The sequence below is a fragment of the Vulgatibacter sp. genome, assembly GCF_041687135.1.
Classification (GTDB): domain Bacteria; phylum Myxococcota; class Myxococcia; order Myxococcales; family Vulgatibacteraceae; genus JAWLCN01.
Genome location: NZ_JAWLCN010000003.1, coordinates 165,498 through 177,600, shown reverse-complemented (window position 1 = coordinate 177,600; position 12,103 = coordinate 165,498). Strand labels below are relative to the sequence as shown.

Below are 12,103 nucleotides of genomic sequence, written 5' to 3'. Positions count from 1 at the left end.
ACCGATGGCCAGCCTCCACAAGCGCGCGCAGGGGATCTCGCTCCTCGTCATGGACGTCGACGGCGTCCTCACCGACGGCGGCCTCTACTACGGCCCCGACGGCGAGGTGATGAAGCGCTTCGACGTGAAGGACGGCCACGGTTTGGTCATCCTCCGCCACCTCAAAATCGCCTCGGCGATCCTCACCGCCCGCAGCTCGAAGATCGTCGAGACCCGTATGCGCGAGCTGGGCGTGGCCCACATCATCCAGGGCGCCCGGGACAAGAACGCAGGCCTGGAGCAGATCCTCGCGGCAGCAGGCGTCACCCGCGAGCAGGTGGCCTACATCGGCGACGACATCAACGATCTGCCGGTGCTCACCCAGGTCGGCCTCTCCGCCTGCCCCGCCGACGCCCGCCCCGAGGTCCGCGAGGCGGTGCACTACGTCTGCGCCACCCCCGGCGGCCGCGGCGCCGTGCGCGAACTCGTCGAGGTGATCCTCCACGCCCAGGGCCGCTGGGAGGAGGCGCTCGAGATCCACGCCCGCCACCCCGACACCGCCCGCAGCGCCGACCTCAAGGCCGCCGAGGCCAAGCCGACCAAATAGCCCCGCGGTGACGACGGCCTCCCTGGTGCTGCGTGTCAGCCGGGAGGGATCACCACTTCGCGTGAGCCTCGACTTTCGGGCCACGTTGCGGCACTTGCCTGCCTGACGAACCGCGGTCGGTTGGCCGTGGTCTACGAATGGAGCAATGCATGGCAATGCGACCGCCGGAGAACCGCCCCAAGCTCACTCGCCACGACATCCTCCGCTTCGCACGGGCTTGCGCCGCGGCGAAGCAGGGCCTCTTCCATGCCGGGAAGGATGACCGCCAGCAGCCCAACCTTCGCGACTGGGCTGAGACCGAGAAGCTGGACGTGGGCGGGGGACGCATGGGGTACGGCAAATTCTTCTCCGAGGAGGTCGCCGCCTTGATGCGCCGGGGCTTCATCGTGCGTTGGCGCGCGGGCGAGCGCCCCACGGACAAGGTCTGGTACTCCCTGGCCGAGCAGCAGGATCCCGAGGCCTTCGCCCTGGCCCAGGCTGAAGCGAAGGAGCTTGGCCTGCGCCTCGAGACTTCGCCGGCCGCCCGCTGACGCACGGGCGCGACGGTTCGGGCAACGGAGAGGGGCAGGGCGCGAGCGCGCCCGCCCGCCTGTTGCCCGCCACCGCCCGCACCGCCGACCTCGAGGCCGCCGAGGCGAAGCCGGACAAATAGCCCGCCGCCTGGATGCGGAAGGCTTGCTCTTCCGCATCCGTCGATCAGCCGGGGCTTGCCGCGAGCGGCTCCGCACCCTCGCCAAGCAATGCCACGTAAGGCGTATAGACAAAGACCTTGTCGCGCTTCCGCCCGGTGATTTCCGTCACCAGCCGATCCGACTGCATCTTCTCGAGCGCCTGCGTGACAGCGGGGACCGAGAGAGACGTCGCCTCCGCCGCTGCGGCGATCGTAACGACGGGCCGCCGCTGCAAGGCCTCCTGCAGCCGGAGCACCGAGCCCGCTGCCCTACCGTGGCGTTCGAGGGTCCTACGGTGCGCTGCGAACATCTCGACGATGCGGCGCGCTGTCGCGACCGCCTGGTCCGAAGTCTCGAGAACGCCCTGCAGAAAGAAGCGGACCCAGCTTTCCCAATCGCCTTCGTTTCGCACGCGCTGGAGGAGGTCGTAGTACGTCGAACGATGCTTCTTGAAGAACAAGCTCAGATAGAGCACGGGCTCACCAAGAGCACTTTCGGCGCAGAGCAACAGGGTGATCAGCAGGCGGCCCAGTCGCCCGCTGCCATCGAGAAAAGGTAGTTCGATACTTCCTGAACGTCGCTGAGCGGGACGCCGCGGAGCTCGTCGCTTTCGTAAAGAAGGAGATCCGAGAGAGAAGATTGGGTGCCCTCGATCTGGGAGGACAGGACCGCTTCCTTTCGTACGTAGAAGTAGATGAAGAGCGAGGTATCGGGCAGCAAGATCGACAATCCGTCCAACCGGCCGAGCGCTCGATTCGCACGCTCGAGGAGATCCTGATCGCTGCCTGTTAGCGAAAGGGGCGGATTGGGGGGAAGCGGGCTGGGGACGAACGCCCGTACAGCCTCGCCGGCCGTCGCCGTCGGAACGAGAATGCCCGTTTCCCGAGTCATTTCCGAAGCCTCCACGCTAGAGCGTGTCGACACTTCGGCGGCTCAATCGGGGCGCACGGCTGCACTTGACGGACGTTCAGTGCGCCGCCATGCTTTGGGTGTGACCGACCGAAGCGCGATCTCGAATGAGCAGTGGGAGCGCATGGCACCGCTGGTAGCCTCCCTGCACCGTCGGGGCACGCGAGGAAGAAGCGACCGACGCTTCGTCGAAGCCGTCGTCTGGTTGCTACGTACAGGCTCTCCCTGGCGGGACCTGCCAGCCTCGTTCGGCAGGTGGGGTTCCGTGTACCAGCGCTTCCGCCGTTGGGCTGCGGCGGGCCGTTGGGAGGCGCTACGCCAGGCGCTTGGAGCGGATCGCGCGGTCGACGAGCTGCTGCTGATCGACAGCACAATCGTAAAGGCGCATCCGCATGCGGCGGGAGCGCGAAGCGGACAGAGCAGCGAGGCCCTCGGCCGGTCGCGCGGCGGGTTCACGACCAAAGTGCACGCCGTGGTTTCGAGCGGAGGGCGTCTCGTGCGCTTCGTGCTGACTGGGGGCCAGGTGAACGACGTTACGCAGGCCACCAGGCTCGTGCCTGGTCTCCAGGGCCGAGCGGTGGTCGGCGATCGCGCCTACGACAGCGACGAATTCCTGGCGTGCATCAGAGAGCAGGGCATGGCAGCGGTCATCCCGTCACTAGCGAACCGAAAGATCCAGCGAGCCCTCGAGGCGAGGATGTACGCGCTCCGAAATGTGATCGAACGATTCTTCGGGCGCCTGAAGGCCTTCCGCCGGGTCGCCACCCGGTACGACAAGACCGCAGCCTCGTACGCTGCAGCGTTGGCGCTGGCCGACTCGATGATCGTGCTCTCGGGGTGGGCCGCATGACGTCCCTCCGCCACACGACCTTCCGCTTCACGCTGCTGCCCACCGCTACGCAGGAGCAGACGTTGTGGCGGCACGCAGGCGCGGCGCGCTTCGCCTTCAACCAGGCGCTCCGCCTCGTGAAGGATGCGCTCGAGGCGAAACGGCGCGGAGAAGACGTCTTCGTCCCCTGGACTGGCTTCGATCAGATCAACTCCATCAACAAGTGGAAGCGCTCGGCCGCGGCGGGCCTGGGCGAAGATGGCAAGCCGGGCCTTGCGTGGCGCGGCGAGGTGCTCCAGCAGGTCTTCGAGGAAGCCGCGGTGGATCTGGGGCGTGCCCTCGCGAATTTCTCTGCACGCCGGACCAACGGAAGTCGGGGGGCCGGCTTCCCGAAGTTCAAGAAGCGCTCCGACGCGCGGCAGGCGTTCCGCATCCGGAACAAGACGAGCGGCGGGAGATCCGCCGTCGAGGTCGGCGACGCTGGCTCTCCGCGCAGCATCCGGCTGCCGAAGCTGGGCTTGCTGGCGGTACGTGAGGACACACGGAAGCTGCGCCGCATGATCGCCAGGGGCCGGGCGAAGATCCTCTTCGCCACCATCTCCCACGAGACCGGCGGCCGGTGGACGGTAAGCCTCAACCTCGAGGCGGCAGCGCTGCATCCTGCGAATCGACACGAGGTGGTGGCCAATCCCATCGGTATCGACCGTGGGCTGCAGACATTCGCCGTTCTCGCCGACGGGATGGGACGCGAGGTCGAGCGAATCGAGGCTCCACGGCCGCTACGGCGTGCACTACCGAAGCTCCGCAGGCTGAGCCGCGACTTGAGCCGCAAGAAGAAGGGTTCGCGCAACCGTCACCGTGCACGGCTGCGCCTATCGAAGTTCCACCAGCGGATCGGGAACGTGCGCCGCGCGTTCGTGCACCGCGTATCGAGCCGGCTGGCCAAGACCCACAGCCACCTGGTGGTCGAGACGCTGTCCACGGCGGGGCTGATGCAGACCCGCATGGCCCGCTCCCTCGCCGACAGCTCGTGGGCGAAGTTTGCCGATGCGCTTACGTACAAATTGCAGTGGCGGGGGGGAGCTTTGCAGCGGGCCAACCGCTTCTACCCGAGCACGCGCCGCTGCAGCGCGTGCTCGGAGGTAGGCGAAGCGATTCCACTGTCGGAGCGGACCTTTCGCTGCCGTTTTTGCGGTCACGAGGCCGATCGCGACACCAATGCGGCCGCGTGCCTCGCGCAATACCCGGGGGTGCAGTGGCCTCCCGTCGCCGCCAAGCAGGCGGAGACGAAAAACGTTTGCCGAGAGGAGAGCGCTGGCGCGTGGGCTCGTCCCACGCGTGGAACTGTCCTCGTTGAAGCAGAAAGGGCTTCGGCCCGACGCCCGAGGAGGGCGGTGTTGGCAGCCTGAAACTGTCAACACGCTTTAATAAGCTCTTCTTAGTTCGGCACGGCGCTATTAAGATTTAGGCGCAAAGATTAAATAACACGGCGGCGGTCCATAAGCCCGCCCGCCTGTTGCCCGCCACCGCCCGCTCCACTACGGTGCGCCGCGTGGTAGCCCCAGCCTCCGCACCCCCCGCCCCAGCGGCCCCGCCCCTGCGCAAGCGCGTAAAGCGCGCCCTGCGCTACCACGCGGTGCGCGCGCTCCTCGGCCTGGTGCAGCTGCTGCCGCTCGCCTGGGGTCTCGCCATCGGCCGCGCCCTCGGCGGCCTCGCCTACCACCTCTTCTCCCGCGACCGCGGCCTCGCGCTCGCCCACCTCGCCAAAGCCTTCCCCGACAAGCAGGCGCACGAGCGCGAGGCCATCGCCCACGCGATGTTCCGCCACCTCGGCATGCTCGGCGCCGAGATCGCCCTCATCGCCAAGATCGATCCCGGCACCTACGTCGAGGTCACCCCCGAAGCCCACGCCGCCCTGGAAGGCGCCCTCACCGGCAACGGCGCCATCGCCGTCACCGGCCACATCGGCAACTGGGAGCTCCTCTTCCGCCGCTTCGTCCACACCGGCTGGCGTGCCTACGCGGTGGGCAAGGAGCAGCCCGACCCCCGGGTGACCGCGATCATCGAGGGCCTGCGCGGCCCCGGCCGCACCATCTGGCGCGGCGCCGAGGGCTCGACCCGCAAGCTCCTCCGCGCCTTCCGGGAGAACGCGCTCCTGGCGATGCTCATCGACCAGGACACGAAGGTGCAGGGCGTCTTCGTCCCCTTCTTCGGGGAGCTTGCCTTCACCCCCAGAGCCGCCGCCGACCTCGCCCTGCGCACCGGCGCCCCGGTGGTGGCCGTCTTCATCCACCGCAAACCCGAAGGCGGGCATCGGGTCGAGGCCCGCCGGGTTCCCTTCACGCCGGGCGAAGACGCCGAGGCCGACACCGTGGCCCTCACCGCCGCGATGACCGCCGCCATCGAGGCCGACATCCGCCGCGTCCCCCATGAATGGGTCTGGATGCACCGCCGCTGGAAGACCCGCCCGCCCCTCGCCTGAAGGCAACCCAAATCGGATGGCCCGCGAATTGCGCGGGATCCTCCGCGGTTGCTTAGCAAACTCCGTGCCCCCTTGCCCCACTGGCCTTTACGACCAAGGGGTCGGGTGCTACCGTTTCAGGCGAATGAGCGAGCCCTTGCGCCCAAAAATCACGAAAAAGCGCACCCTTGCCGGGCTTGGCGCAATCCTTGCGAGCTTTGCCGCCTCCGGGCTGCTGGCAGCCTGCGGCGTGGAGAAGCCCGAAGGCGGCAAGCCCCCGGCCATCGTCTTGGACGAGGTCACCCTCCGCCACTACGCGGCCGACGGCACCGTGCGGGTGGCCCAGGCGGACGAGGTGATCTACGACCGCAAGGGCGGCCGCCTCGACGCCCATTCGCTCTCCGTGGACACGCCCCCCACCGAAGGGATGAAGCGGGGCGGCGCCCATCTCGAGGCAGCCCGGGGCAGCGCGGATCTCAAGGGCAAGGGCGCGAGCCTCGAGGGCGGGCTCACCCTGCGCACCGGCGTGGGCGACTTCGGCAGCACCGAGGCCGCCACCTGGGACGGGACCACCGAGACCTTCGAGGGCGACGAGCCCCTCGAGGTCCAGGGCCCCGGCTACCGCGCCAGCGCCGACGGCTTCCGCTTCCAGGTGCCGGGCCAGCGGCTCGACCTGAAGGGCAACGTGAAGATCCACACCGAGCCGGACACCGCCCGTGCCGCAGCCGAGGTGGCCGAATGAAGAGCCTGCTCCTCGCCGCCGCCCTCGCCGCAGCCCCGGCGGCGAAGTCCCCGGCACCGATCGACATCCGCTCCGAGACCCTCACCGTGGAGCACGGCAAGCGCCGCGCCGTCTTCGCCGGCGGCGTGGTCGCCACCCGCGGCGATCTCACCCTCGAGTGCCCCGAGGTGGTGGCCACCTACGACGCCCAGTCGCAGGTCCGTGAGGTCACCTGCGTGGGCGCGATCACCGCCAACCAGGGCGAGCGCCGGATGACCGCGCAGCGCGGCGTCTTCGACAACGCGACCGGCCTGCTCACCCTCGAAGGCGAGCCGACCCTCACCGAGGGCGACCGGCGCCTCGTCGGCGAGCGGCTGATCTACGACGCCAACCTGGCGAAGGCCGAGCTCACCAACGTCCAGGGCGAGCTCCCCGCAGCCGAGGCCCCGAACCTCCCCGGCGCCGCGGGCCGCGGCCCCCTGCGCGTCAGCGCCGCCACCGTGACCCACGACTTCGCTGGCCAGCGCACCGTCTTCAGCGGCGGCGTCACCGCCACCCGCGGCGACCTCGTCCTCCGCGCCCCGCGCCTCACCGCCAGCTACGACGACGAGGGCCAGCTCGCAGGCGCGATGACCTCGGGCGGCGACGTCACCGTGCGCCAGCGCGATCGCAGGGGCCAGGCCAAGCGCGCCGTCTTCACCGCCGGCGCCCGCACCCTCGTCCTGCAGGGCGAGCCGCAGATCACCGAAGGCGCCTCCTCGCTCACCGGCACGAAGGTCACCTTCCTGCTCGGCCAGGATCGGGTCGAGGTCGAAAAGCCCCGCGCCGTCTTCCCCCTGGGCGCGGCACTTCCCGGGAGGTCGCCGTGAGCGTCGCCGCCCACATGCAGCCGAAGCCTGTCGCCGTGCAGGCGCCGCCCCTCGTCGCCGAGGGATTGGCCAAGGTCTACCGTGGCCGCCGCGTCGTCGACGGCGTGAACCTCTCCATCCGCACCGGCGAGGTGGTGGGCCTGCTCGGTCCCAACGGCGCCGGCAAGTCGACCACCTTCAACATGGTGGTGGGCATGGTGCGGCCCGACGCGGGCCGGGTGCAGCTTGGGCAAGCCGACCTCACCGGGATGCCGATGTTCAAGCGCGCCCGCGCCGGGATCGGCTACCTGCCGCAGGACGCCTCGATCTTCCGCAAGCTCACCGTGCGCGAGAACTTCATGGCGGTGCTCGAGGGGCAGAAGCTCACCCGCGCCGAGATGCGCGAGCGCTGCGACGAGCTCATCGCCGAGTTCGGCCTGCAGAAGGTCGCCGACTCCAACGGCGAGACGCTCTCCGGCGGCGAGCGGCGGCGCTGTGAGATCGCGCGGTCCCTCATCCCGCGGCCGACCTACATCCTCTTCGACGAGCCCTTCGCCGGCGTCGATCCGATCAACGTCGGCGAGATCCAGAAGCAGATTGCAGACCTGAAGCACCGCGGCCTCGGCGTGCTCATCACCGACCACAACGTTCGGGAGACGCTGGGGATCTGTGACCGCGCGTACATCATCGCCGCCGGGAGGATTCTCGAAGAGGGGACGCCTGCACAGGTTGCTGCCTCCGAGCGCGCCAGGGCGATGTACCTCGGGGAGAACTTCCGCCTCGATTAGGGCGGGCCCCGGATTCGTTTGTGTCGCCCGAGGGGCGAGGATCTAGACTCGAAGCATCAGCACCGGCTTCGACGAGAGAAGGGTAGGCGATGGGCCTCGAGCTGAAGCAGAACCTCCGCATGCAGCAGTCGCTGGTGATGACGCCGCAGCTGCAGCAGGCGATCAAGCTCCTGCAGCTGTCGCGCATGGAGCTGGAGAGTCTGATCCGCGACGAGATCGAGCAGAACCCCGTCCTCGAGGAGAACACCTCGAGCCTCGAGCAGGACCGGATCGAGGCCGTGGCGGAGAAGCCCTCCATCGACCGCTTCGAGGAGGCGCAGCTCGAGCCGCCGAACGTGGCCCGCGACGCCACCGCGCAGGTGAGCACCGACGCCCAGCCCAACGAGATCGACTGGGAGAACTACCTCAACAACTACCAGCTCGCGCCGCCCACCACCTCGAACAAGGGCCTCTCCGACGACCTCCCCTCCTTCGAGGCGAACCTCACCCGCTCGACCACGCTCGACGAGCACCTCCTCGGGCAGGCGCGCCTCGCCGACTTCACCGAGGAGGAGGGCCGGGTCGCCGAGTACATCCTCGGCAACCTCGACGACGACGGCTACTTCCGCATCGAGGTCGAGGGCGATCCGCTCATCCTCGCCGCGTCGCAGGCGGGCGTGTCGCTGGCGGTCGCCAACCGGGCGCTGCAGAAGCTGCAGAAGCTCGAGCCGATCGGCGTCTGTGCCCGCGACCTGCAGGAGTGCCTGCTCATCCAGGCGCGCCACTGGGGCGAGGAGAACTCGCTGGTGGGGCAGATCATCCGCCACCACCTCAAGCACCTCGAGACCCGGAACCTGAAAGCGATCGCCCGCGATCTCAAGGCCGAGCTCGAGGACGTGATCGAGGCGGTGAAGACCATCGCCGAGATGAACCCGAAGCCGGGCCGCGAGTACGCGAGCGACGACGCGCAGTACATCACCCCCGACGTCTACGTGCACAAGGTCGGCGACGAGTACGTGGTCGTGGTCAACGACGACGGCCTCTCCAAGCTGAAGATCAGCTCGCACTACCGCGATGCGCTCAAGAGCGGGGAGGCCAAGGCCAACGGCGCCAAGGACTTCATCCAGGAGAAGCTCCGCTCGGCGCAGTGGCTGATCCGCTCGATCCACCAGCGGCAGCGCACGATCTTCAAGGTCACCGAGTCGATCGTGAAGTTCCAGAAGGACTTCCTCGACAAGGGGATCAAGCACCTCAAGCCCCTCATCCTCCGCGACGTGGCCGAGGACATCGGGATGCACGAGTCGACGGTCTCCCGCGTCACCACGAACAAGTACGTGCACACGCCGCAGGGGATCTTCGAGCTGAAGTATTTCTTCAACTCGGGCATCGCGAAGACGGGCGGCGACGAGGTGGCCAGCGAGGCGGTGAAGGACGAGATCAAAAAGATCTGCGCCGCCGAGGATTCGTCCAAGCCGTACTCCGATCAGAAGATCGTGGAGCTGCTCCACGACCGCGGCATCGAGATCGCGCGGCGCACGGTGGCGAAGTACCGGGAGATGCTGGGCATCCTCCCCTCGAGCAAGCGCAAGAAGCTCTATTGATGGATGGACGCGCCCCTGCAACGGGCGCTTACAGGTGGCCGGGATCGGGGCTAGGGTGGGGGAATCGGGGCTTGATCCCTTCTCCTTCACGGGTGTAGGACGCCGCCCCGAGCGTCGTTCCTCCAGGGCGGTCCAAATGAAGATCACCGAGTTTCTCAGCCCCGACGCCGTGATCGGGTCCCTCGATGCGAGGGAGAAGAAGGACGTGCTCGAGGAGCTGTGCAGGCCCCTCGCTGCGCGAAATCCCCAGTACACCGCCGAGCGGCTTCGCGAGGTGCTCGAGGACCGGGAGAAGCTCGGCTCGACGGGCATCGGCGAAGGCGTGGCGATCCCCCACGGGAAGCTGCCCGGCCTGCCGGCGCTGACCGGCACCTTCGGCCGGTCGGTGGAGGGGGTCGACTTCGAGGCGATCGACGGCAAGCCCACCCACTTGTTCTTTGCGCTCTTTGCGCCGGAGAATTCGGCGGGGATCCACCTGAAGGCTTTGGCGCGGATCAGCCGTCTCTTCAAGAACGCGCAGCTTCGCAACGCGATCCTGAAGGCATCCGACGAGCGGGAGATCTTCCGGCTCATCGCCGACGAGGACGCGAAGTACTAGCAGGGCCGGGTGGCGGGGGGCGCCGCCCGGAGCGTTTGGGGGAAAGAGTGCAGCCCGCAACCAGCACGAGCAGCGTCCTGTCCGATCGCATCCTCGTGGTCGACGACGATGTGAACTTCCATCGGTTCGCGGAGGCCTCCCTCGGCGAGCTCGGGCTGAAGTGCGTCTGCGTGCGCTCCAGCGAGGAGGCGCAGCGGCTGCTCACCGGCTCGGTGCCGAAGGCGGTGCTGGTCGACGGTCTGCTCCCCGGCCTGCGCGGCGACGAGTTCGCGAGGCGCCTGCGCCAGAAGTACCCGCAGGGCGTGCTCCCGATCATCTTCGTCTCCGCCTTCTACCGGGACATGAAGAGCTACAAGCTCCTCACCCAGGAGTGCGGCGTCGATCTCGTCCTCCACAAGCCGATCACGCCGCCGCAGCTGCGCGGCGCGGTGGAGAAGCTGCTCAAGACCGAGCCCGCGGTGACCGCGGAGGAGGAGCTCTCCCTCGACGACGAGATCGATCTCGTCATGGAGTCGCTCTCCGAGGCGGCGGACGAGGACGAGCGCGAGAGCCCGGAGATGATGCAGCTCCGGGCCGAGTACCTCGTCACCTCCAAGGAGCGGGCGCTCGAGCTGCGCAACGCGCTGGGCGCGCTCTCGGGTCCCGGGGCCGAGGACGCGCTCCACATGATCCGGGTCGAGGGCCATCGCTTCCGGGGCTCCGGGGCCTCCTTCGGCTTTCCCGAGATCTCGCGCCTCGGCGGCGCGGTGGAGGAGCTCATTCTCCAGAACGACGACCTCCACCGTTCCGGGCAGCTCAAGGCGCGGCTGATGGGCCTCGTCGACGCCCTCGCCGACAAGGTGCTGCAGGTGGCGGGCTCCGCGCCGATCCCGCTCGAGCGGAAGGTCGGCGGCAAGCTGCGCCGGGTGCTGCTCGTCGACGAGGCGGATTCGAAGCTCCTCGCCGACGCGAGCGCCGCTGCGGAGCGGAACCAGCCGATCGATGCGGTGACCGGCATCGACGCCGCGCTCAAGAGCGCGATCGAGCTGCGGCCGGACGTGATCTTCCTCGCTGCCGCTGCGGGCGAGATCGCCGGCGCGATCCAGCGGCTGCGCGCCGGTACGACCGCGCCGGTGGTGGTGCTGGGCAGCAAGGACCAGTTCGAGGATTGGCTCGGCGCGCTGCACGCCGGGGCGGTGGGCTACGTGGCGCCGCCGCCGGACGTGGAGTCGCTCTTCCGGATCGCGGGGATCTACGCGCGGCCGCGGGTGACGGGCAGTGTGCTCGCGGTGGGCGGGGATCGGTCGAGCCTCTCGGGGCTGGCGGAGATCCTCGCGCCGAAGGGCGTGGCGGTGGAGCCCTGCGCCTCGACCGAGGAGTTCTTCGCGTCGCTGGAGCGGGCGGCGCCTTCGCTGGTGATCCTCGACGGGGATCTGCCGAAGGCGAAGGGGATCGACCTGCTCCGCGTGCTGCGGGCGGACCTCAACTTCCGGCGGGTGCCGGTGATGATCTTCTCGCGCCTCGGGGCGATGCAGGAGCGGATCGCCGCCTACGAGGCGGGGGTGGACGACTGGGTCGCCCGGCCGATTCCGCCGGACGAGCTGGTGGTGCGCATCCTCGCGCAGCTGGCGCGTGCCGGGGCGGGGATCGAGGAGCAGGTGCGGCGCGGGCGCGAGCCGGTGACGGGGCTCTTCGACCGGAGCTATCTGCTCGAGGCGACGACGCGGGCGCTCCAGCTCGGCCGCCGCGAGGGTCGCCAGGTGACGCTGCTCGGCATCGACCTGCGGCTGGACGGCCTGCGCAAGGAGCGCGGGCGGCTGGCTGCGGACGAGGTGCTGATGTCGATCGCGGCGCGGCTCATGGAGTCGTTCCGGACGAGCGACGTGGTCGCGCGGGTGGGGCCGGGACGGATCGTGGCGCTGCTGCACGGGGCCGGGAAGTCCGACGCGGAGCGGCTGCTGGCGGTGGAGCTCGAGGAGATCGCGGGGCGGTCGTTTGCCGGGGGCTGGAAGCCGCAGCCGGCTGGCGCCGTGGCCGTGTTCCCCGAGATCGCCGGCGGCGCCGAGGCGCTGCTGGATTCGGTCGAGTCGCAGCTGGGGAAGTGAGCGGGGCGGCCGGGGTGCCGGCCGCCGT

13 protein-coding genes are annotated in these 12,103 nt (G+C 69.1%); 11 read left to right on the top strand and 2 right to left on the bottom strand.

The window, feature by feature from the left end; genetic code table 11:
* Window positions 1-4: 4 nt before the first annotated feature.
* Entirely contained in the window at window positions 5-586 is a 582-nt protein-coding gene (locus tag ACESMR_RS08240) for a KdsC family phosphatase (protein WP_373046573.1), read from the top strand.
* 155 nt (window positions 587-741) lie between these two features.
* Window positions 742-1,116, top strand: coding sequence for a hypothetical protein (locus ACESMR_RS08235; protein ID WP_373046572.1), 375 nt, complete (start codon window positions 742-744; stop codon window positions 1,114-1,116).
* Window positions 1,117-1,282: 166 nt separating this feature from the next.
* Here the strand turns inward: ACESMR_RS08235 and ACESMR_RS08230 are convergent, their stop codons facing one another.
* Complete coding sequence (locus tag ACESMR_RS08230; protein WP_373046571.1) at window positions 1,283-1,732, bottom strand: Fic family protein; 450 nt, start codon at window positions 1,730-1,732, stop codon at window positions 1,283-1,285.
* Window positions 1,733-1,773: 41 nt separating this feature from the next.
* The gene (locus ACESMR_RS08225) at window positions 1,774-2,148 is read right to left on the bottom strand and encodes a Fic/DOC family N-terminal domain-containing protein (RefSeq protein ID WP_373046570.1); all 375 of its coding nucleotides are present in this window, start codon (window positions 2,146-2,148) and stop codon (window positions 1,774-1,776) included.
* Here ACESMR_RS08225 and ACESMR_RS08220 point away from each other — a divergent pair.
* The 9 genes from ACESMR_RS08220 (at window position 2,129) to ACESMR_RS08180 (ending at window position 12,075) form a co-directional block, all read left to right on the top strand.
* The gene (locus ACESMR_RS08220) at window positions 2,129-3,016 is read left to right on the top strand and encodes an IS5 family transposase (protein WP_373046569.1); all 888 of its coding nucleotides are present in this window, start codon (window positions 2,129-2,131) and stop codon (window positions 3,014-3,016) included. The two genes, ACESMR_RS08225 and ACESMR_RS08220, sit on opposite strands and share 20 nt — an antisense overlap.
* Window positions 3,013-4,404, top strand: coding sequence for an RNA-guided endonuclease InsQ/TnpB family protein (locus ACESMR_RS08215; protein WP_373046568.1), 1,392 nt, complete (start codon window positions 3,013-3,015; stop codon window positions 4,402-4,404). The genes ACESMR_RS08220 and ACESMR_RS08215 overlap by 4 nt, the downstream gene beginning before the upstream one ends.
* 143 nt (window positions 4,405-4,547) lie before the next feature.
* A complete protein-coding gene (locus ACESMR_RS08210) occupies window positions 4,548-5,477 on the top strand; it encodes a lysophospholipid acyltransferase family protein (RefSeq protein ID WP_373046567.1) in 930 nt (309 codons plus the stop codon).
* 229 nt (window positions 5,478-5,706) lie between these two features.
* The gene (gene lptC / locus ACESMR_RS08205; RefSeq protein ID WP_373046566.1) at window positions 5,707-6,198 is read left to right on the top strand and encodes an LPS export ABC transporter periplasmic protein LptC; all 492 of its coding nucleotides are present in this window, start codon (window positions 5,707-5,709) and stop codon (window positions 6,196-6,198) included.
* On the top strand, window positions 6,195-7,046 hold the full coding sequence (locus ACESMR_RS08200; RefSeq protein ID WP_373046565.1) for an LptA/OstA family protein: 852 nt from the start codon (window positions 6,195-6,197) through the stop codon (window positions 7,044-7,046). The genes lptC and ACESMR_RS08200 overlap by 4 nt, the downstream gene beginning before the upstream one ends.
* Window positions 7,047-7,060: 14 nt before the next feature.
* Window positions 7,061-7,813, top strand: a complete 753-nt coding sequence (gene lptB, locus ACESMR_RS08195; protein WP_373047104.1) for an LPS export ABC transporter ATP-binding protein — start codon at window positions 7,061-7,063, stop codon at window positions 7,811-7,813.
* An 89-nt stretch (window positions 7,814-7,902) separates the two neighbouring features.
* Complete coding sequence (rpoN, locus tag ACESMR_RS08190; RefSeq protein ID WP_373046564.1) at window positions 7,903-9,393, top strand: RNA polymerase factor sigma-54; 1,491 nt, start codon at window positions 7,903-7,905, stop codon at window positions 9,391-9,393.
* Window positions 9,394-9,529: 136 nt separating this feature from the next.
* Window positions 9,530-9,991 (top strand): PTS sugar transporter subunit IIA, encoded by a 462-nt coding sequence (locus tag ACESMR_RS08185; RefSeq protein WP_373046563.1) that lies wholly within the window; start codon window positions 9,530-9,532, stop codon window positions 9,989-9,991.
* A gap of 47 nt (window positions 9,992-10,038) precedes the next feature.
* On the top strand, window positions 10,039-12,075 hold the full coding sequence (locus tag ACESMR_RS08180; protein WP_373046562.1) for a response regulator: 2,037 nt from the start codon (window positions 10,039-10,041) through the stop codon (window positions 12,073-12,075).
* Window positions 12,076-12,103: the final 28 nt, after the last annotated feature.

Excerpts from the sequence above, each read along its gene's own strand:
- ACESMR_RS08240 (WP_373046573.1), top strand. The coding sequence starts at position 5 with ATGGCCAGCCTCCACAAGCGCGCGCAGGGGATCTCGCTCCTCGTCATG.
- ACESMR_RS08235 (WP_373046572.1), top strand. The coding sequence starts at position 742 with ATGCGACCGCCGGAGAACCGCCCCAAGCTCACTCGCCACGACATCCTC.
- ACESMR_RS08220 (WP_373046569.1), top strand. The coding sequence starts at position 2,129 with ATGCCCGTTTCCCGAGTCATTTCCGAAGCCTCCACGCTAGAGCGTGTC.
- ACESMR_RS08225 (WP_373046570.1), bottom strand. The coding sequence starts at position 2,148 with ATGACTCGGGAAACGGGCATTCTCGTTCCGACGGCGACGGCCGGCGAG.
- ACESMR_RS08215 (WP_373046568.1), top strand. The coding sequence starts at position 3,013 with ATGACGTCCCTCCGCCACACGACCTTCCGCTTCACGCTGCTGCCCACC.
- ACESMR_RS08200 (WP_373046565.1), top strand. The coding sequence starts at position 6,195 with ATGAAGAGCCTGCTCCTCGCCGCCGCCCTCGCCGCAGCCCCGGCGGCG.
- lptB (WP_373047104.1), top strand. The coding sequence starts at position 7,061 with ATGCAGCCGAAGCCTGTCGCCGTGCAGGCGCCGCCCCTCGTCGCCGAG.
- rpoN (WP_373046564.1), top strand. The coding sequence starts at position 7,903 with ATGGGCCTCGAGCTGAAGCAGAACCTCCGCATGCAGCAGTCGCTGGTG.
- ACESMR_RS08185 (WP_373046563.1), top strand. The coding sequence starts at position 9,530 with ATGAAGATCACCGAGTTTCTCAGCCCCGACGCCGTGATCGGGTCCCTC.